Raw genomic sequence first — 21,116 nt, 5'->3', positions numbered from 1 at the left:
AAATTCTTCATTATAATTTGTTAAAATTTTTTATTATCATAACTGAATTCTAATCTACTAATTTTAACTCTATTAATCTTTTGATTAACTATTTTTGTTCCGTACTGCTCCTTCTCCAAATTTTTTATTTTTGTAATCCAATCAAAAGAATTTTTTGCATCTTGGTATACTTGCCCAAAGGAAAAGAAAAATTTAATACTCTGTATCAGCATTCCAAAATATGATGAAATTATCAAAAACTCTCCTAATGTTAAGTTTCCAGAAATCATCTCAATACCACCAACTATTAATGCTGTTGATTTAAAAACAAGCGTAATGATACTCTCTAAAGAATTGTAAAAATATGAAAGCTTAGTATACTTCATGAATTCTTCTAAATATTTCCCAAACTCTCTTCTTCTTTTGTTTTCCTTATTTTTATAATCAGCCCATAACTTTATTTTTTTATAAATTCAAATTGTTCATTAATATGCTTGTAATATGCAGACTGTTCTTCTTTATATCTAGTACTTTGCTCATACAACGGTTTTTTAAATAATAATAACTAAGTATGTAAGCTGGAACTATGAACATTATAAGTAAAAATATTTTTTTATTTATTTTTCCAATTGCTATTATTACCCCAATTATAGTTAAACTCTGAAATACACTACTTATAATATTATCAAAAACAAAAGACCATATTTTATTTGCATCAATATTGATCTTTTGATGTAAATAAGATGGATTAAATTTACTACTTTCGCTATAGTCGGAATATTGTACACACCTTATAATTTCATTCATTGTTTTAAATACAAGTTGGGACTGAACTTTAGTTTTATAAATATTAAAACAATATGTCAACATCGTAGTTATCACCCCTAGCCCCACTATTAAACAACCAAATTTAATTATTTTTTCTTTACTTGGTGTATATATCACTATATTAAAGTAAAAACCGTTCAAATACGGAACAACTAATGCTAATACAAAAGTCAGGAAATTCCCCATAATTATAAAAATTAAAAGCCTTTTATTTTCACAAAAATTTTTATACACAAACCGTAATAGTTCCATAAATACCTCTTTATCAAAATTTCATATATCATTTCATTATAAATTTTTGTTTTTCCCACATTACCATAGTTCCTATATACTTCCCATATTTTTGTTTAAAATGCACTTTTTTTTCTATTTGGCACATTTACTTCTTATATTTTACTTCAACTTGGCACACTTCTGCGATTGAAGGGTTATCTTACCCATGTTACAATTGATATTGCTTATAGTATTCCTATTTTTTACCGGCACCTTAATTGGTGCTTTTTTGTACCCGTAAACCTTTCGCTGACAGTAGCCAATACTTACACAGTACGTACAGCGTACTTCCCCTAAAATAAAACGTATTCTGTGCGTACAGTGTAAGTAAAACTTCCTATTTATATAATGAAGGGAGATTACCATGAAAACAAGAAATGAAATCTATCAAGGGGAAGGTGCCCAACTGCTCCGGTTCATTACAACTTACCATTCGCTGCAATATGAACAGGTCTTACGGCTCTTTTCCAAAAACAGAGAGTCTATCAAATCTCTGATCACAAGTCTGGTAAAACAAAAACGCATTATCTATGATAAGGAGAACGGGCTTCTCTGCGACAGCCAGGAATCTGCAAACAATCCTGATTATGGCATGATTGCATCCTTTTGGGTGCTTTTGGACTTCAAAACAGCCATTATGTACCATACTGACGGTGAATTTCCTGTAAAACTGAACTTTTTCTCTAAAGATGAGTGGTATGAAGTCCTCTATGTCCCCCAGGAACAAGAATATCTTATCAATCATGTCATGGAAAGCCAGACAAAAAGCGATGCTAAACGGCTGGTAGTATTAGAAACGGAAGAACAGGCTGCAAAAATCCATATCACAGGTGTGATTGCCTTTTGCCTTGTAGACTCCTCTACCGGATCTGTCAGCTATTATGCAAAGAAATGAGGTATGTATGAACACCAAAACTGTTTTTGACCGTTTACAGAGCATTGATGATGAAGTCCAAAAACTTCACAACACTATTTTTGCATTGAAAACAACAGATATTCAAGCGTATGCCGACAAATACGAAGAGCTGAGTATCAGTGCTGCCCTACGTTCTGAAAGGATTGCCTGCCAGCTCAGAAATCTGGTATATACCACAACTGATACTGGAAAGAAAGACTATCTGAAACAGGCTGCGGCTGTGCAGGGAATCAAAATCTCTTTTTCAAATAGTGTTCTTTCCATTACCATGCCAGGGCTACTGCCCAAACGTAAATTGCGAACCAACACCGCTTTTCTACATGAGCCATTAAACCTTGCCTTGCAGACTTATGTGACAGAACATTCTATTCCGTTATATAAAAGATGTGTGGTCTGTTTCAGTCAAATTTATGACCAGAGCCTTTCTTTACAACGAATACGTGATTACGATAATTTGGAGTTCAAACAGATTTTAGATACTATCGCTTCCTATGTTCTGGTTGATGATACGGGACTCTTTTGCGACTCCTATCACACTACAGAACTGGGGAATTACGATCACACCGTTATCTTTGTAATGAAACCGGAAATCTTTCCTGGCTGGCTGAAAAATAGAAAATCGTCTATCAAAACCATATCGGAAATTTCCTGATATTTTTCTTTCTTTTTCCGATATAGGTAATTTTTCTGCAAAGAAGCCATATTCTTTGCATTTTTTATGCTTAATACCGCCCTTACTTTACCCAAGTATAGGCTGTCATAGGTAAAAATCGAACTGAGGTGATGCTTATTTGATAAAAACCGATTCTATAAAATATCAGCTTTTGGAAATGGTTGGACTATGTGGGGAATTCCCTTCCGGACAGCTTAACAGATTGATTGAGAGTGATTCCTATGCAGAGAAGGTGGTTACAGATTTAAAGCAGAGTAAGCTTATAAGAACACACTATAAAGATGGCCTACGAGGTTATCGCCTTACCAAACGGGCAAAAGAACTGCTGCTTTCGCAAAATTCCTGTCGTTTTCAAAACTATTTAACCGGAAATGCAGAAACCAACCTCATACGTAGCGAATTACCAAGACGGCTGCGACTTCATCAAAAAGCAGAAACCTATTTGACGCTTTCCCATGCTGGAATCCCATTCTTTCCAGATGAAAAGCCCCTGCTTTTTTCTGAATCCGGCGAAGCGGCTACGTTTCCTATGCGAAGCCTTCCTCTGTTTTACTCTTCTAGGGAAATAAAAAATCTTAGAGCATCCACTACTAAAATCAAAAATTCCCGTAGTATGGGAATCCTGATGGCTCCTCACTGTGTCTATGCTGTTTATAATACCGGAAATACACTTCTAAAATGGGAATACAAAACGGAAGTCCGACTCAATGCTTTTTTGCAGCACTATCTTCAAGGACTTCCTTACCATGGCCCGCCTACCGTTTATGCCATCATGACCGGCAGTGATATGGATATGGCTTTCCGTCTCCTTACCAGTACCGGGGGATACAAAAAAACACTGTTCATGCTGGATACTGCGTATGAACACTTCTATTTCCTGCCCAATAACAGCTACGGAGAATACCTGCTCCGTTTATTGGTACAACCCCAGCGTATGATGCAGCTTAATCAGTTACTACTGTCCGACTGTTTTCCCCAGCGTGAGGATCTGCCAATTGAACATGATGGAATAGACAGCCAGGAAAACCCTATTTTGCTTGCGTATGATTTTGACATGCAGCGTATCAACCGCTTCAATACTGGATTAAATGTATATGGGCTATCCGGGAACCTGATTTGCTTTGACTTTCAGCTTCCCTGCCTGAAAAAATACCTGACTGCAGATATACACTTCTCCAGCATTGATTTTCAAAAGTTTAAAAGGAGGTTTTTCAATGAACCGTAAATGGTGGAAGTTCCTGTTTTTGCTTCCCATAAGCGTCTGCACTCTGTATGCCGGAGGATACGCAGCACAATTTATTAAAAACTATCAGGAATGGACTTCTGCCGGAAACTTTGCCGGCAACGGAACCTATCCGCAAGCAGCTTCTTTACACCCATTGGTATGCTTTCATACTGCCCTTACCGATTTCCCATACAATTTGTATGGGATTTTTCTTTGCCTGGTTCTCTTTGGGCTTCTTACTTTTTTACTTATGCGTATGGGATATGACAGAAACGGGGAGATTAGTGACCATGACCGGAACTTAAATTACTCTACAAAAGGAACCTACGGTACATCCGGATTCATGACTCCAGATGAAATGATGAAAGTTTTGGAACTGACCGGAGATGTAAAGAAAAATAAAGGAACCATTTTAGGAAAATTGAATGGCAAAGCCGTATGTCTTCCATATCAAACACGAATGAATAAAAATATCGCCGTGTATGGTGCCAGTGGTTCCATGAAATCCAGGGCATTTGCCAGGAATATGATTTTCCAGTGTGTCGCCAGAGGGCAGGAAGGCAATTCCGGGGAAAGTTTAATCATTACCGATCCCAAAAGCGAACTCTATGAAAGCATGTCTGCTTATTTGGAAAACGAAGGCTATGTAGTAAAAGCATTTAATCTGGTCAATCCGGAAAACTCGGATAGTTGGAATTGTCTGGGTGAAATCAATGGACAGGAAACGATGGCTCAGGTATTTGCAGATGTCATTATCCAGAATACAGGTTCCGGAAAAGGAGATCATTTCTGGGATAATGCGGAGATGAACCTGCTAAAAGCCCTGGTTCTCTATGTGGATCAGGGATTTCCGCCGGAAGCCAGAAATATCGGACAGGTTTATAAGCTCCTGACCATGAGTTCCGAAAAGGAGCTGAACAGTCTTTTTGATCTGCTCCCAGTGTCCCATCCAGCAAAAGTTCCTTACTGCATCTACAAACAAGCCAGTGATACCGTGCGAAGCGGAGTTATTATCGGATTGGGTGCCAGACTTCAGGTATTTCAGAATAAACTCATTCGGCAGATTACCTCTTATGATGAGATTGATCTGACACTTCCAGGGAAACAGAAATGTGCTTACTTTTGCATTACCTCAGACCAGGACAGCACCTTCGATTTTTTATCTTCCCTGTTTATGACCTTCATCTTCATCAAACTGGTCCGATATGCAGATAAATATGGAGAAGAAGGAAAACTTCCTGTTGCTGTACATATACTGGCTGATGAGCTTGCTAACACCGGAGCTATCCTGGAATTGAATAAGAAAATCAGTGTAATCCGAAGCCGGAATCTCAGCATTTCCTGCATCTTTCAGAATTTGCCCCAGATGCAGAACCGCTATCCTTATAACCAATGGCAGGAAATTATCGGCAACTGTGACACCCAGCTCTTTTTGGGCTGCACAGATGAAGTTACTGCTACCTTTATCAGTAACCGCAGCGGCGATGTAACCGTAGGGGTAAGCAGCGAAGCCAAGCAGCTCAATAGCTGGCGGGTATCCGACTATACACCAGAATACCGGCAGACAAAATCTATCGGCAAGCGGAAACTCTTAACACCAGATGAAATCTTGCGGCTCCCGCTTGATACTGCTTTGGTTATCCTACGTGGGCAAAAAGTCCTAAAAGTAGAAAAGTACGATTATACCCTGCATCCAGACGCCAAAAAGCTGATACCAAGAAAAGCATCGGAACACATACCTGAATGGCGCAAAAATGGTTCCTCGGAAGAAACAGATTATCGACCACAGCCCTCATCCGGATCATCCAAAAGGAAACGCCGTTCATCTTCTGCGTCAATAGCAAAACAGAAACCACATTTTACATCCGACCCCGTTTATCAGGAACCTACTCCCGATGATTTTATGGAGGATTTCCTTCAGGAAAATTTTATAGAAGATTCCCCCGACTCTGGCATGGTTCCTTTAGATAAAGATTCCATCATGTCATAACACATTTTGAAAGGAGATCATATTTATGGCAAACGAAACAATGAACCTGAACACCCCTATTTTAACCCTTGACTCCGATACTGTATTAGAAACTGCTCAATCAAAAGCGGATTTAATCTGGCATGACATCCAAAATGCCTATCGTACCAGGAAAATTCTCACCGGCATTCTGGGAGGTATTGAAAAGACCGAAGCCGGCAGCTTAATAGCAATTATTTACTATAAAGATTATCGGGCAGTCATCCCCATCTCGGAAATGATGATCAATCTGATCCAGGATGAAAATCATGATTACGGAGATCTCTCTCTTAGACAGAACAAAGTCCTTAACAATATGCTTGGTTGTGAAATCGACTTTGTAATCAAAGGACTGGATACCAAATCCAGAAGCATCGTTGCCAGCCGGAAAGATGCTATGCTGAAGAAACGTCAGATTTTCTATTTTGATCAGGACTCTTCCGGACAGACTAAAATCCACGAAGACCGTATTGTGCAGGCCAGAGTCATTGCCGTTGCTGAAAAAGTAGTCCGGGCAGAAATCTTTGGTGTAGAAACTTCCATCCTTGCAAGAGATCTGTCTTTTGACTGGCTGGGTGATGCCAGGGAACGATTCCAAGTAGGGGAACATATTCTGGTCCGGATCTTAACTATCCAGGGAGATTCCCCGGAAATGCTCTCCATCCATGCAGATGTGAAAAGCGTGGAAGGCAACACCAGCAAAGAAAATCTGAAAAATTGTCGGGTACAGGGAAAATATGCCGGAACGGTGGAAGACATCCACAAAGGAACTGTTTTTGTCCGGTTAGAATTGGGCGTCAACGCCATTGCTCACAGTTGCTACGACAGCCGCGCCGTTGGAAAGAAAGATAAGGTGTCCTTTGTTGTGACACATATTGACGAGGATCGGAATGTTGCAGTGGGGATCATCACTCGGATTATTAAGCAATACATATAGCATTCATAATGCACTGGGGGATAAGAGAAATCCCCCAGTCTTTAATGCCTTCATCAGAGTTACATTTGAACCAACATACAATTATGCATTCAAAGTTATTATTTCATCACACATAGATAAAAGATATTTTCTATGTGTGATGATTATTATAATTTTATCCCACTTTATTTTTGCAAGCAAATCACCAACTATTTCTTCACTTTTCATATCCATAGATGCTGTAGGTTCATCTAAAATTAAAACATCTTTATTCTCTAAAAATACTTTTAAGAAACATATTTTCTGCAGTTCGCCACCAGATTTTAAAGTATAATTATATACTTGCTTTTTCGGCACTTCATCTAGGTTTAAAAAATTTAAAAGTTCATTATTATTCACATAACAAGCTATTTCTTCTATATCATCAACAGACACTGTTGCCTTTTGAGGCATTACCGATATTCCCTTTAACAATGATTCCTGTGATAATTCATTAATATCTACATCATTTATTGTAATCGTACCATTGTATACCACATCAAATCTTCTCAATAATTTTATTAGGGTAGTTTTTCCAGATCCGTTTTCGCCTGTTATACCTAGAATTTTGCCCTTATGTATAGACATATTGAATTTGTCAAATATTACTTTGGTATCAATTTTTTAGTTAAGTCCGTTATTTCTATTTTTTGAATACTTGTTACTTCCTTACTACCATAATTACGTAAAGGTATCTTAACTAACAAATTCAATCTGTTTGACACTACACAAAATGATTTGTATTGTAAAAAACTTCTCCTATCTTGAATAATGGAACATACAGTTTTTGGGTGTACAAAATCACATTAATTAATTGACCAGGGCTTAAATTGATACTGGAATCTAATATCCATACTGATAGGATTACAATAATAGAAATCAAGTTAAAACTCTGTGATATGATCAATGAAATTTGATAATGGTTTTTATTTAAAAACTGTTCAAACAATAATTTATTTGATTTTGCATACAAACTAAATGCACTTTTTACATTATCAATTAAATAGTAACTTTCAATATTGTTCAAAATATCATTAGAATATGTATTGGTTTGTGTCTCCACTTCCTTCATTCGTTGTAGCTTATAATTTAAAGGTAAAGTATATATTTTTTGAACAACGACAAAAAATATGACTAACCCAATAATAACTACTCCTAGTTTTATGTTGACTCTCAAAATATACCAAGCTATTCCTAAAAAGGAAAGCAAATTTCCTACAGCATTAGAAACATCCGATACCAAAAAGCTATTAAATTGTGGAATATCTTTATCTAATAGTGTCTCTAAATTTCCTATTGAATATTTTTCCCAAAAATCAGCATTGGTATTTGTAATTCTTTGCATTATTGCCTGTCTTGAAGCAATATTCATTTTTGCTTCAAAATAATTATATCTATTTGCTTTCCAATATTCTATTATTAATGCGATAATAGTCAGTAAAATCAATGCTTTACTATAAAAAATCACATTATTATATTGCATATTTTGAACGCTATCTATTAGTTTTCCAATATAACTTGGTGAATAAACAGATGTTGCTGTGCTTATCAGCAAAAACAAGAAACAAATTCCATGTTGCATCAAAAAAGTAATCGTAATATGACAGTTGCTTAAAATATTTTTAATACTTTTCACCAAACAACTCCTTTTTTTCTTCTTCACTAAGTTCCATATACAAGTATATTAATTTTTCATAAAATACCTGTTGGTGGAAACACTCCCTTGGTGGCTGCGACAATAAACCACCATTTTCTTCATAATTTCCAGCCACACAACCACCTGCACAATATTTTCTAACCCAGCATTTAGAGCAGCCTTCACGAGTATTTAGATTATTAATTTGTGCTTTTTCTAAATACTTTTCTCTCTTCTCTTCATTTTCCTGATATGTATCATACACATTACCTAAACAAGTTTCCTTATAACTTACAAATCTATGACAAGGATATATATCACCATGTATATCTATTGCAACGTCTCTTATCCCTGCCCCACAACCGAATTGTCTATATACACCCCTGTGTAAACTTAACAATGCAGAGTATATAAAAGTCATCTTTCGCACTTTAGAACAATTATTGCTATGAATAAATTCTTTGGCATATTCTATCAATTCTATTTCGCTATTAATGTATTCCACAAATTCCGCATCTGATGTCAAATTATTGGCAGGTGTCATCGGTATATTTTTAAAGCCTAACCCATTCAAATGATTAAATGTATTAACCATATCAAGATTACCTGGTGTAAGAGTTGCTCTAGACGTTAAACCGTACTCTTTTCGTAATTCTTTTGTATTTTTTACAGTTTGGTCATAACTGCCTGTTCCATCTTTATGATATCTGTTTTTATCATTTTTTCTTTATCACCATCAATGCTGATAATAGTCGAAATTTTATTTTCTACTATTAGTTTATTTACCTCATCATTTAATAAAGTTCCGTTTGTTGTCATCGAATAACCAACATTTTTATCTTTGGTTTTACAATACGAAATAATTTCTTTCATTAAATCTACTGCCAACAAAGGTTCCCCTCCAAAAAATGTTATTAAAACTTTATCGGCATCTGAGTGCTCAAATAAATAGTCTATTGCCTTAAAAGCAGTTTCTTTACTCATTTTACCTGAATCACAATAACTACCTTCGTCACCAAAACAATAGGAACATGCCAAATTACATCCTTGAACCAACATTAAGGTTATTCCAACAATATTTTCTTTGGTATAAGTTTCTATCGACGATTCATTTTTAGAATCCACATATTTAAGAAAGCCTGCATTTTCCATTGCATTTACAAGCGAATTAAATTCTTCTTCGTTAAAATATTTTTTACTTTTCTGAAATAATTCTTCTTTCGATAAGTTATTGTTTTGAATTACTTTTAGGGTTCTTTCATCCACTTTTACAAGTTTTCCGTTTTCTATGTCTAAAATAACCACCTCTTTTTCATTACGAAATATCTTGAAATCATTAAACTGAATAATTCTATTGTACATATGTATCCTTCTCTCCTTTTTTTATTATTCTCATTGTAATAAAGGCATATAATACAGTCATTCCTATAACCAATAACAGATAACGACTGGCATTTAAAATAACACCTTTTATTGATACATAAGCATGTATTTCTGCATAATTCAATGAAATATATACTCCTAAAATAATACTCAGAAAAACTCCCGCACAGACCAATGGAGTAGTATAGATATACCTACTCTCCTTTTTTCTAATATCACTACTTTCCTTTTCATTAACCCCCAGCCTACGGTATACCTTAATATTATCAACATGACTTCTCATAATAAATAAATAATTCAAACTCAAAATGCTTAAATTAAGTACCATACCTATTATGAATAAATAGATGGATAATAAATTCACCAATATCGTAAACGTCACAAACTGGTTATTTGAAATTGTTTGCATCGTAACCTCAAATATTCTGAAAAAGTCATCTTCTTTATTATAAATTCTATTTAACTCATATATTTCACTATTATTTAACTCTGTCAAAATATCTTTTTCTATTTTTCTTGCTTGGCTATATGTTATCCTATTTTGTGTATCAATTAATACTGTTTCTGATACTTTTAATAACCCTTCTACAGCGTATGCATTCACTACTATAACATACGGATTATCTGTATTAAATAAACTTTCTCCCGCAACAGAATCTGTAAATTCTTTCTGGGAATTTTTTCAGAGTAACACCATTGGACAACACAATTTTTTTATCAGAAAAAACATTCTGTTCGGTCTTATACTTATGAACTAAAAACTCATCTTTATTTAAACTAACCTTTTCCAATCCTGATGCAGATCTAACACAATTATAATCATCTAGGGATATAATATAAGGTGGAAACATTCCCCTTCGACGATTTTTAAATAAATCTGGATTTGCAAGATAATTTTTAACCTTAATGAATTTATTAACATGTACATCTTGACTCTCTAAATACTCATTCAAAAAATCAATTTCAATTTCTCCAATCTTATCGGGTTCTTTGATATAATTATAAATACTATTTACTTCTATATCATACGAGCCTTTATATTGATTGAATGAATGAGACCACGTGAATAGTATGTTAGCCATTACTGGTACTACTATACAAAAAAGCAATATAATACTAGATGAAAACATCATAAACTTTAATCTTTTGGAATATGTAGTTAACTCTGTGAGCAATATAATGTCTTCAATATTATGATACTGCTTTTTCAACCTCTTTCTTGTCTGCAAATTTATTCCAGCATAAATAAAACTTCTTATCGCCAGTATCGCTAAAATAATAACCAAAAAAATCAAAAGATTTTTTACATTATCAGGAATCTCTTGTAAGTGTTGAACATAATCATAATATCTTAAAACTCCTATTCCCATTATGCCAATAACTATTATGGAAATTATATTTGCTTTAACTGAAGGAATCTTTCCAATTTTTATTTTCTTTTCTACTGTTAATAATTCTTTTAACTCAATACTTTTGAATCTTTTCACATTTTTTATAAATGTAACTAATAATAATATGGCATTTCCCAAAATAGTAAGTGCTAATGCATCTTTATATAACTTGAAAGATATTGTTATAGTAGTCTCCATAACTTCCAAAATATGTTTTGTCAAAAAATAGTTAAATACAGTGCCTATAATAATACCAATCAAAAGTCCTATAATACTTCCTATAAGTCGTTCAACCAAAATTTTATAAGATATTATTCTTCTTGATAACCCCATTGTTCGTAACAAATAATATTTGTTCTTCTGGTAATTGAATAAGTAATTATCAAGATACAAAATTATTCCTAATGCTAATAAAAAAAAGCATCCTGCCATAATACGTGTCATCAAAAGAATATTATCCACATTAAAATACTCTATATGTTGAATTACATAATCCTTAGAATATATGATATTTATTCCATACATTATTGCAGAATACATAACAATCATAACAACATAATATAGATTTAACTGAATGTTCTTTTTAAAGTCTTTTGAGGATAATTTGGTTAGTAATTTACACATTTTAATAGTATTATCCATCATATTTCTCCAAACAACTGATTATTTCTTTATAATATTTCTTTTGTGAATCATTCTTTATCAACTGTTTCTCTATCCTTCCATCTTTTAAATAGACGAATTTATTTGAATATGAAGCCACATATGGATCATGGGTTACCATAACTATTGTCTTTTCTAAATCCGTATTCAGTTTTCTAAAAATCTCTAATAAAATATCGGCATTTTTTTATTGAGAGCCCCTGTTGGTTCATCCGCAAAAATACATTTTGAATTATTCAATATACTTCTAGCAATTGCAACTCTCTGTCGTTCACCTCCAGATAATTCATCTGGATATTTATTTAACAGAGTTTTTATATTTAATTGTTGTACTACTTCTTCAAAAGATAGTTCCTTCGCATTTGATTCTGCTAGTAATACGCCTAAATAAGCATTTTCCTCAACTGTCATTTCTTGAATCAAATTATAATCTTGAAAAATTATACTTATATCTTTTTTCTGTATTGATCTCTTTCCTTATCCTTATACTTCCTAAATGATTTGGCGAAAAAGGATATTTCTCCCTCATCATAATCTTCAATCATTGTCAATATATTTATTAAAGTAGTTTTACCAGCTCCACTACTACCCATAATCGCTAAAAAATCACCTTCAGCAATATCTAAATCTATGCCTTTAAGTACCTCTGTTATCTGTTTTCCATTCACATAATTTTTAGTTATTTGCTTAAGACTATACATATTATCGCCTCCCTTGTATTATCTAACAAGAACCGGGGAAATCCCCGGTTCTCTAGTCTTGAATGACCACTCTGCTTCTTAATTGGCAATTAACTAATGAAATCTAATGATCCACCATTGCAAATAGTACAGTTGTTGTCACCTTTATTGCACAGAAGACAAATATTGCTATCAATATTTTTTGCCTCTTCTTCAGTAACTGTTCTGTTCACTACTTCAAACATATTTACATCCTCCTTTCATTCAAAATTGTTAGGCAACTGTCAACTTATACTCTTCCATTTTTGTTATACGAACTAATTCCCCGTACAAAGCAAAAATATTTCGTACTAAGTTTTATGTAACCAAAATCACTTATCGCCAACAATTTCACCTAACATTTTAGGTTACCATTAATAAATACACTTTCCTAATCTACAAATCTATATTTTATGCTTAAATTGCGTTTTTTGTCCTCGTTGGCACATACTATTCATTTTTATGCCCCAGCTTGGCACACTTCTGCGATTTACAGGGAAATCTACCCATGTTAGAATGATACTGTCAAAATTATATGTAGCGAAAACGCAGCTTTCCAGGGAATGCCTCTTCTCTGGTGCAAGCTGCGTTTTTTAGTGCATGGAAAGGAGTATCACAACTAAATATAGAATAAGCGTTCCTCCGTATTGACCGGACGGAAGCTTTTATGAGGCAGGAAAACTATAAGCCAGGGCAAAGTGAAAGATCTCACTTTGCCCTCTTTTTATGAAGGAGGTTCATTTACTTGAAAAACCATGTACACAAAGCAGCCCCACCGGGCATGAAACATCATCGGAACTATGGAAAATATCTCTACACTGCCTTCCTTGTCTTCACTCTGATTGCCTGTAATGTACAACCAGTTATGGCTGCTACCATCTGGGACAAAGCTTCAGAAATCATGAAAGACGTATATAACCAGATTATCCTGATCTCCACCATTGCGGCTGTTGTAACTGCATCGGTTGCTTTGCTTTTGATGAATTTTTCCAAATCCGGAAAAACCGTGGATGAATCCAGGGCATGGCTCAAACGAATCATCATTACATGGGCGATTCTCAATGGTCTGGGATTTATCATGGCTTACATCACTCCGTTCTTTGCCGGCGGGCAGTGGAATGGATAATGCAGATAAGGAGGTGGCTCTTTCATGGGAATACTTGACGGAATTGTAGAATGGATTGCCGAACAGGTCATGAACATTCTGGATTTGATTACGACTTCTGTTCTGGCTGCACTGGGATGTTCCATGGATACTTTTCTCCGGTATTTTCCAGCAGCGGAAACAATGTACCAGATTTTTCTGGCACTGGCTATCGGACTCATCCTTTTAAACTGGGTTTGGCAGCTTTTTAAGAATTATTTTATGGGGACAGGGATTGACGCTGAAGATCCAATCAAATTATCACTGCGAACCTTTATGTTCCTTTTCCTGACATTCTATGCCAAAGACATTGTAGATCTTCTATTGAATATTGCAGGAACCCCGTATAGCTGGATTCTGACTGAAGATCTTCCACCACTGGAATTTGCCAAGTTTAATTCTGTAATCACAGTCATCCTGGGAGTATGTGCCAACGGTGCTGTTGCCATTGTTGCCCTCATACTGGTACTGATCCTTGCCTGGAATTACATCAAGCTGCTTTTTGAAGCTGCGGAACGTTATATACTGCTTGGAGTTCTGGTCTACACCGCACCTGTTGCATTTTCCACAGGTGCTTCCCAGGCTACTGGAAATATTTTTAAGAGCTGGTGCCGTATGCTCGGCGGACAGTTCTTTTTGCTTTTAATGAACGCCTGGTGTTTGCGGCTGTTTACTTCCATGGTGGGAACATTCCTTGCAAACCCTTTATCACTCTAGGAAGGAGGAGATTATGAAACATAAGAAAACACTGCTCTGCAGCCTGCTATTGATTTCTTGTCTGATTCTTGTAACATCCATGCCGGTCTTTGCCGCTGAACTTACAGAAGCAGAGGTACAGCAAGCTGTGGATGCACAGGGAAAAGAAACGGTCACCGGTAATGTTTTTATCTGGTTTCTGTGTGCCATTGCTTTTTTGAAGGTTTCTCAAAAGATTGACAGCTTTATGGCAAGTCTGGGAGTCAATGTTGGAAATACTGGTGGAAATATGATGGCTGAACTTTTAATCGCCGGAAGAGGTCTTGCAAGTTCCTTTCGAGGGCATGGAGGTGGAAGCCATAGTAGTTCCCATTCTTCCTCTCCCGGAAGTGCTGCAGTACAAAGTTCTTTCCTTTCCGGAGGATTAGCCGGAGCCGTTGGAAGGCAGACAGAGCGTTCTGCGGTAAATGCAGCCACCGGATATACCGAAGGACCAAGCATCGGAAATGCACTCTATCAGTCTTCCCTTGAAAAAGGCGGAGATTTTGCCAATAACGTTATCAGCAATATTGCTCAAGGAAACTATGGTCAAGTTGGCTCGATCAAAGGTGATGGAGCTGTTTCTGCATTTCAATCCTACATGGGAATTCAAAATGAAGATAAAACAGATCATTCCTATACCAATGTTGAAATTGGAGGTGGCAGGATAACAGGAGTTGAGTCCGGTTCCAATGGGGACAGCCGGGAATTTGCTATGTACCATGCCGATCAATATACGGCTCCTACCCAGGGAACCTATGAAACTGTGCAATCTGTAGACGGAGCTACCTGGTACAAGCAATATGCCGAAAATACGGTATCCAAAATCCCTTATGATGCTGGCGATGGAAAAATAGCCTACAACGAATCCATTGTCCAAAAGCTTCCTCCTACTCCTCCAAGAAAGGATCGGATTTAGTAATGGATACAGAACGTTCTGGACTTGACGAAGCAATGGATGTAGGCTCCAGTACCGTTTCTCACCTAAAGTCCTTAAAAACAGCAGCCACTTTCTCCAAAGCAGGATATGGTGCCGCCCTTGGCGGACCTTTCACAGCAGCAATTGGAGCCGTCATAGCCAACCGGAATCAGCTCGCTAAAATTCTTCTTGTTATTCTCGCCATACTGCTGCTCCCGGTTTTATTTATTGTGATGCTCCCTGGTCTGATCTTTGGAAGCCTGACCGAGCAAAGTGATGTACTAAACAGCAACTCTATGATCAGTGAAAACATCCGTGCTTCCCGTGAAGCCATCGTTGAAGTGTTAGAAGAAAGCCATGAAGACATTCTGGCAGAGATCCATGCAGCAATTTCCCGTCTTCCACAAGGTGATACTGCATCCATCAATGATCCCTATACATACAGCATCTCCGTCAATGCCAATCTGCTGATTTCACAATTTTGTGCCAGCCAGGATGATTATAAAAATATCAACCGAAACCAATTAAAGAAACTCATTCGTGAAAATAAAGAAGGACTTTTTTCTTATGATGTAGCAACCGAAACAGTTACCATGGAAGTTACCGTTGATGGCGGTGCAGAAGGAGAATCCGGCACAGAACAGGGACAGGAACAAACACAGACGGTTACTTTTACGAAACACACCTATACTGTTGTTTATGCCGGAGATTCCTATTTTGCAGACCATGTATTCCATCTTACAGACAAGCAGAAAGAACTTGCCAAAAACTATGCTGAAAACCTGACTGCTTTCTTTGGAACTGCTTCTTCCGGTATTGTCGCTGCTATCAATCTTAGCGATGAGGTATTGTCCTACCGCCCTGCTGTAGAAAGAGCCGCTGCGAAATATGGTATGAGTGATTATGTAGATTTAATTCTGGCAGTCATGATGCAGGAATCTGGCGGACGAGGGCTGGATGTTATGCAAGCAGCGGAAGGTGGATTTAATACCCGCTATCCCCATGTGCCAAATGGGATTACAGATCCAGAATACTCCATTGAATGCGGAGTACAGGAATTAAAATATGCCCTCGACAAAGCCGGCTGTACCGGACCTACGGACTTAGACCGGATTAAACTGGCTCTTCAGGGTTACAACTACGGTTCTGCATACATTGACTGGGCAATGGAGCGTGACGGTGGTTATACCAAAGAAAATGCGATTGCCTACTCTGATATGATGTGTGCAAGACCAAGCTGGCCTTATGACCGGTATGGTGATAAAGAATATGTGGATCATGTCCTTCGGTATTACCAAATTACTGCCAGTGGCGGCAGCTATCCCGCAAACGGCATGCAGATTCCACACTATCTCCAGACAGACTATGGAAATATCCCCTATGGCGGTGGTTCGATTGCATCCAGCGGTTGTGGACCTACCAGTTTTGCCATGATCGCCAGTTATCTTACAGGCACTACCATTACACCTATTGATGCAATATCCTGGTGCGGAAATTCCTATTACAAACCAGGAGTCGGCACTTACTGGTCTTATTTCCAGGCAGCGTCCGATCATTTTGGGTGTGGGGCTGTCACACAGACCAGTGATCCCAACCAGGTACTTCAGGCTTTATCTGAAGGTCATCCGGTCATCAGTTCCCAAAGAGCTGGGCTTTTTACCAGTGGCGGACATTTTATTGTCCTTCGTGGTGTAACGGCTGGAGGTAAAGTATTAGTCAATGATCCCAATGACAGTTCCTCCAAAAACTACATCAACCGTGAATTCGATATGATGACGGAAGTGCATGCAACCGCAAATGCCTATTGGATCTTCGCTAAAAAATAAAGGAGACACTTATGAACAGAAAAAAGCAATTCTGGCTATCTTTATGATGGCCTTTTTAATTATCATCGGATTTGTCTTTCCCTCCATCTGGAAATCCCAAAAAGGAAGCAAAAAATCCGAGACAGAAAATACTCAACACGATAATAATGAAAATACCGAGACAGAACAAGCAGAAAATAACGAATCCATAAGCTTTCAGGATTTTGAAGCTTTGGAAGACTTTTTCTCCAAGGAACAGGTGAAACTTTTTCAGGAAGAACTGACCTCCTATCTTAAAAACGTAAAACAGATGTCTCTAACTTCCATCCGTTTCCTTGCTGATGATACTACCTATCCCAATGCTTCTGATATTAATTTTTTATTCCAGCTTCCGGATAAGTCCGTTCTTCCTGTGTACTACACTTCCTCTACTGGAAGATTCTTTTTCGGTGAGGAACGTACCCCTGATTCTGGAAAAGAAATCATCTATGAACGTCCGACAGATGACAAACTTCCTTCCATCACAACAGAGGAAGTGGAACAGTTGCAAGAAGGTGGGTATGACGATACCTCAGTGAATTTGGAAAAAGCTGCCCCTGTCACAGAAGTTCCGGAAACTCCTTCCATGGAAGAACCAAAGGAGGTGCAGCCATGAACAATACTGAAGAACAACATCCTGTCTTCATCCCTCGCAATTTTATAGAAAAAGGGACCTTTATGGGCGGAATGTTTAAAATCCGTAATGCCATCGAAGGCGGTATCCTGGCAATCCTGATCACCATTCCTGTTGTCAATCTGCCTCTGACACTCACTGTCAGGATTATTATTCTCTGTATGACTGCTCTGCCTGCAGCTATGATTTCTCTAATTGGAATCGGTGGGGAAAGCATTACTGCGTTTTTAATGAACGCTCTGCGTTTTCTGAAAAACCGCCGGGTTATTTACCGTATGGATGTACATCCGGAGCCGAAAAAAAGTACCGGATAAAAAAGCCCCGCAACAAAGAACCAAAAACCAGAAAACGAAAACGTCATCCAAAGCAACCTGCAGAATCTTCTTCTGAAGAGAACTGCTCACAGATGTCTTCCGAAGAGGAAACAAAAGAAACCTCTGCTAATTAAAAAAAAGAACGCCGGCAGTTTGACACTTCTACAAAACGTGGAATACGCAAACAGGCTCGTGAAGACATCCGGATTCTTAAATATGAGTCCCGACAATTAAAAAAGAACAAACCGCTGCACGTAAAAGTGCGAAAAGGCAGGCAAAACTTGAAAAACAACAGATAAAGCAGCAACTTTCGGAGGAACGAAAAAAGAAAGAACTGCGAATAAAGCTTCCAACCAGCCTCCTGCTTCCGGGAAAAGCAAAAAGAAAAAGCGAAAAGAAATCACCTTGGAAGATTATCTTCCTATTGATAAGATTGCCAATGGTGTTATCTACACGACAGACCATCGTTATGTAAAAATCCTGGAGATTGAACCGATCAATTTCCTCTTACGCAGTGCCAGGGAACAACAGGGGATCATCTTCAGTTTCATCTCCTACCTAAAAATCAGTCCTGTGAAACTGCAGATTAAGATGATCTCCAAAAAAGCGGATATCAACAAACATCTGGAACAGTCCCGTTTGGAAATGGAACGGGAATCAGATCCTAACTGCCGGCAGTTACAAAAAGACTATATCCAATTTGTCCGGCAGTTAAGTTCCAGAGAAGCGGTTTCCAGACGTTTTTTCCTAATCTTTGAATACGAACCTTTCAATGTGAATCGGAAGGTGGAGGAAAAGGAAATCCTGGCAGCTTTGGAAACTGCTGCACAGACCGCAAAAACCTTTCTATATCAATGCGGCAACGATGTGCTGGTTCATGACAATGAAGATGAGTTTACAACCGATGTACTCTACACTTTACTGAACCGTACCAAATGTACCGAAACACCTTTGCCAAAACGGATTAACCAGGTACTTACCCGCTATATGGAATCTGGCCGTGAGCAGGAAGTGGATAACATCCATATCAATGAATTCATTGCACCAGAGTCTTTGGACTTTAAGCACAGCAACTATGTGCTGGTAAATGGCATCTACCATTCTTACCTGCTGGTGCCGTGCGATGGTTACAAAGCAAAAGTAATGCCAGGTTGGCTGTCCCTGCTTATCAATGCTGGCGAAGGAATTGACATTGACTTTTTTCTGCATAAACAGCCCAAAGATAAGATCCAGCAACGTCTTGGACAGCAAATCCGGATCAACCGTTCAAAGATCAAAGATGCCTCTGATACCAATGCGGATTTTGATGATCTGGATTCTGCCATCCGTTCCGGCTATTTCCTCAAACAGGGACTTGCTAATAATGAAGATTTCTATTACATGAATCTTTTGATTACAATTACGGCAGGTGATCTGGAAGAACTGCAATGGCGGATTCAGGAGATGAAAAAACTTCTCATCTCACAGGATATGGATCTGCGGTCTTGTTACTTCCTGCAAGAACAGGGATTTTTATCTTCCCTTCCTCTTGTAAACCTGGATAAGAAGCTCTATGAACTCTCAAAACGAAATGTCTTAACCACCGGAGCTGCCAGTTGCTATCCTTTCGTCAGCTACAGCATTTGCGATGACAACGGCATCCTATTTGGAGTAAATAAGCATAACAACTCTTTAGTGATTGCTGATATTTTTGACTCCAAACAATATAAAAACTCCAATATTGCGATTCTTGGCACTTCTGGATCCGGAAAAACCTTTACCATGCAGACTATGGCACTTCGTATGCGGCGTAAAGGAATCCAGGTATTTATCATCGCACCGTTAAAAGGTCATGAGTTTTATCGGGCTGCCAGAAATGTAGGAGGAACCTTTATCCAGATTTCTCCTGCCAGCCAAAACTGCATCAATGTCATGGAGATCCGAAAAGTAGATAACTCTGTCAATGAGCTGCTGGACGGTCCAACTTTAGACGCATCTGCCTTAGCCAGTAAGATTCAGCGTCTGCACGTTTTCTTTTCTCTGCTCATTCCAGATATGAGCCATGAGGAAAAACAGCTTTTGGACGAAGCACTGATTAAAACCTATGCAAGAAAGGGAATCACCCATAAGAATGAATCCCTCATTGATCCCAAACACCCGGAGCATTATAAAGCGATGCCAATTCTTGGAGATGTATATGATGTTTTGATGGAAACCGAAGATACCAAACGGCTGGCTCACATCCTGAACCGTCTTGTCCATGGCTCTGCTTCCTCTTTTAACCAGCAGACCAATGTAGACCTGACCAATAAATATACTGTTTTGGACATCTCAGAGCTGACCGGCTCCAGCGATCTCTTAACGGTGGGGATGTTTGTTGCTCTGGACTATGTATGGGATAAAGCCAAAGAAAACCGTACCGAAGAAAAAGCTATTTTCGTAGATGAAGTATGGCAGCTCATCGGTGCTTCCAGTAACCGCCTGGCCGCTGAATTTGTTTTGGAGATTGCCAAGATTATCCGGGCATACTCTGGTGCCGGTATTTTTGCAACCCAGGATCTTAATGACTTTTTTGCTCTGGATGACGGAAAATATGGAAAAGGCATTATCAATAACTGTAAAACCAAAATTATTCTTAACATGGAAGATGAAGAGGCACAACGTGTAAAAACCATTCTTCGTCTTTCCGAAACCGAAGTTATGAATATCACCCATTTCCAACGTGGAAACGGACTGATTTCAACAAACAACAATAATATCACTGTGGAATTTAAAGCTTCCAACCTGGAAAAAGAATTAATTACCACAGACCGACAGGAACTCCTGGAAATCTTGAAACGCCAGGATAAAAAAGTCGGTTAATGTTACCTGCAGCCCGAATGTGGCTGCTTTTCTTTT

The 21,116-nt window shown here is 37.7% G+C and carries 23 protein-coding genes; 12 read left to right on the top strand and 11 right to left on the bottom strand.

Annotation, left to right across the window (positions count from 1 at the left end):
• Positions 1–20: 20 nt before the first annotated feature.
• Complete coding sequence (locus tag CK1_RS14240) at positions 21–365, bottom strand: hypothetical protein (RefSeq protein WP_015526866.1); 345 nt, start codon at positions 363–365, stop codon at positions 21–23.
• Positions 366–444: 79 nt separating this feature from the next.
• The gene (locus CK1_RS14235) at positions 445–1,059 is read right to left on the bottom strand and encodes an ABC transporter transmembrane domain-containing protein (RefSeq protein ID WP_015526865.1); all 615 of its coding nucleotides are present in this window, start codon (positions 1,057–1,059) and stop codon (positions 445–447) included.
• Between the two features lie 385 nt (positions 1,060–1,444).
• Here CK1_RS14235 and CK1_RS14230 point away from each other — a divergent pair, with 385 nt between their 5' ends.
• The 5 genes from CK1_RS14230 (at position 1,445) to CK1_RS14210 (ending at position 6,839) form a co-directional block, all read left to right on the top strand.
• Positions 1,445–1,975 carry a DUF5697 family protein gene (locus CK1_RS14230; RefSeq protein WP_015526863.1) on the top strand — a complete coding sequence of 177 codons (531 nt, stop codon included), beginning with the start codon at positions 1,445–1,447 and terminating at the stop codon, positions 1,973–1,975.
• A 7-nt stretch (positions 1,976–1,982) separates the two neighbouring features.
• The gene (locus CK1_RS14225; protein WP_015526862.1) at positions 1,983–2,648 is read left to right on the top strand and encodes a DUF6100 family protein; all 666 of its coding nucleotides are present in this window, start codon (positions 1,983–1,985) and stop codon (positions 2,646–2,648) included.
• A 139-nt stretch (positions 2,649–2,787) separates the two neighbouring features.
• On the top strand, positions 2,788–3,894 hold the full coding sequence (locus CK1_RS14220; protein WP_225084386.1) for a hypothetical protein: 1,107 nt from the start codon (positions 2,788–2,790) through the stop codon (positions 3,892–3,894).
• Positions 3,884–5,884 carry a VirD4-like conjugal transfer protein, CD1115 family gene (locus CK1_RS14215; protein WP_015526861.1) on the top strand — a complete coding sequence of 667 codons (2,001 nt, stop codon included), beginning with the start codon at positions 3,884–3,886 and terminating at the stop codon, positions 5,882–5,884. Before CK1_RS14220 ends, CK1_RS14215 begins: the two co-directional genes overlap by 11 nt.
• Positions 5,885–5,909: 25 nt before the next feature.
• Positions 5,910–6,839 carry a hypothetical protein gene (locus CK1_RS14210; protein WP_015526860.1) on the top strand — a complete coding sequence of 310 codons (930 nt, stop codon included), beginning with the start codon at positions 5,910–5,912 and terminating at the stop codon, positions 6,837–6,839.
• A gap of 81 nt (positions 6,840–6,920) precedes the next feature.
• Here the strand turns inward: CK1_RS14210 and CK1_RS14205 are convergent, their stop codons facing one another.
• The 9 genes from CK1_RS14205 to CK1_RS14165 all read right to left on the bottom strand — a co-directional run bounded on the left by CK1_RS14205 (position 6,921) and on the right by CK1_RS14165 (position 12,855).
• Positions 6,921–7,445 (bottom strand): ATP-binding cassette domain-containing protein, encoded by a 525-nt coding sequence (locus CK1_RS14205; protein ID WP_015526859.1) that lies wholly within the window; start codon positions 7,443–7,445, stop codon positions 6,921–6,923.
• A 136-nt stretch (positions 7,446–7,581) separates the two neighbouring features.
• Entirely contained in the window at positions 7,582–8,493 is a 912-nt protein-coding gene (locus tag CK1_RS14200; protein ID WP_306288950.1) for an ABC transporter transmembrane domain-containing protein, read from the bottom strand.
• Positions 8,480–9,088: an SPASM domain-containing protein gene (locus CK1_RS14195; RefSeq protein WP_015526858.1), complete on the bottom strand. Its 609-nt coding sequence runs from the start codon at positions 9,086–9,088 to the stop codon at positions 8,480–8,482. The genes CK1_RS14200 and CK1_RS14195 overlap by 14 nt, the downstream gene beginning before the upstream one ends.
• A 71-nt stretch (positions 9,089–9,159) precedes the next feature.
• A complete protein-coding gene (locus CK1_RS14190; protein WP_015526857.1) occupies positions 9,160–9,855 on the bottom strand; it encodes a radical SAM protein in 696 nt (231 codons plus the stop codon).
• Positions 9,845–10,480, bottom strand: a complete 636-nt coding sequence (locus tag CK1_RS14185) for a hypothetical protein (RefSeq protein ID WP_306288949.1) — start codon at positions 10,478–10,480, stop codon at positions 9,845–9,847. Before CK1_RS14185 ends, CK1_RS14190 begins: the two co-directional genes overlap by 11 nt.
• 25 nt (positions 10,481–10,505) lie before the next feature.
• The gene (locus CK1_RS14180) at positions 10,506–11,912 is read right to left on the bottom strand and encodes an FtsX-like permease family protein (RefSeq protein ID WP_306288948.1); all 1,407 of its coding nucleotides are present in this window, start codon (positions 11,910–11,912) and stop codon (positions 10,506–10,508) included.
• A gap of 183 nt (positions 11,913–12,095) precedes the next feature.
• A complete protein-coding gene (locus CK1_RS14175; protein WP_306288947.1) occupies positions 12,096–12,353 on the bottom strand; it encodes an ATP-binding cassette domain-containing protein in 258 nt (85 codons plus the stop codon).
• 23 nt (positions 12,354–12,376) lie between these two features.
• Positions 12,377–12,631, bottom strand: a complete 255-nt coding sequence (locus CK1_RS14170) for an ATP-binding cassette domain-containing protein (RefSeq protein ID WP_015526854.1) — start codon at positions 12,629–12,631, stop codon at positions 12,377–12,379.
• Between the two features lie 89 nt (positions 12,632–12,720).
• Positions 12,721–12,855, bottom strand: a complete 135-nt coding sequence (locus tag CK1_RS14165) for a hypothetical protein (RefSeq protein WP_005340371.1) — start codon at positions 12,853–12,855, stop codon at positions 12,721–12,723.
• A gap of 539 nt (positions 12,856–13,394) precedes the next feature.
• Here CK1_RS14165 and CK1_RS14160 point away from each other — a divergent pair.
• The 7 genes from CK1_RS14160 to CK1_RS14135 all read left to right on the top strand — a co-directional run bounded on the left by CK1_RS14160 (position 13,395) and on the right by CK1_RS14135 (position 21,080).
• Positions 13,395–13,775: a hypothetical protein gene (locus tag CK1_RS14160; protein WP_022381177.1), complete on the top strand. Its 381-nt coding sequence runs from the start codon at positions 13,395–13,397 to the stop codon at positions 13,773–13,775.
• Positions 13,776–13,799: 24 nt separating this feature from the next.
• On the top strand, positions 13,800–14,510 hold the full coding sequence (locus CK1_RS14155; RefSeq protein WP_015526853.1) for a conjugal transfer protein TrbL family protein: 711 nt from the start codon (positions 13,800–13,802) through the stop codon (positions 14,508–14,510).
• Between the two features lie 13 nt (positions 14,511–14,523).
• Positions 14,524–15,447 (top strand): hypothetical protein, encoded by a 924-nt coding sequence (locus CK1_RS14150; RefSeq protein WP_015526852.1) that lies wholly within the window; start codon positions 14,524–14,526, stop codon positions 15,445–15,447.
• Between the two features lie 2 nt (positions 15,448–15,449).
• A complete protein-coding gene (locus CK1_RS14145) occupies positions 15,450–17,273 on the top strand; it encodes a lysozyme family protein (RefSeq protein WP_015526851.1) in 1,824 nt (607 codons plus the stop codon).
• Positions 17,233–17,907: a DUF5038 domain-containing protein gene (locus tag CK1_RS14140; RefSeq protein ID WP_353611176.1), complete on the top strand. Its 675-nt coding sequence runs from the start codon at positions 17,233–17,235 to the stop codon at positions 17,905–17,907. The genes CK1_RS14145 and CK1_RS14140 overlap by 41 nt, the downstream gene beginning before the upstream one ends.
• The gene (locus CK1_RS18480; RefSeq protein WP_015526849.1) at positions 17,904–18,239 is read left to right on the top strand and encodes a hypothetical protein; all 336 of its coding nucleotides are present in this window, start codon (positions 17,904–17,906) and stop codon (positions 18,237–18,239) included. The genes CK1_RS14140 and CK1_RS18480 overlap by 4 nt, the downstream gene beginning before the upstream one ends.
• Positions 18,240–18,644: 405 nt before the next feature.
• A complete protein-coding gene (locus CK1_RS14135; protein ID WP_353611175.1) occupies positions 18,645–21,080 on the top strand; it encodes a VirB4 family type IV secretion system protein in 2,436 nt (811 codons plus the stop codon).
• Positions 21,081–21,116 lie beyond the last annotated feature (36 nt).

The organism is Ruminococcus sp. SR1/5 (assembly GCF_000209835.1).
Taxonomy (GTDB): Bacteria; Bacillota; Clostridia; order Lachnospirales; family Lachnospiraceae; genus Blautia_A; species Blautia_A fusiformis.
This window is presented reverse-complemented; position numbering and strand designations above follow the sequence as displayed.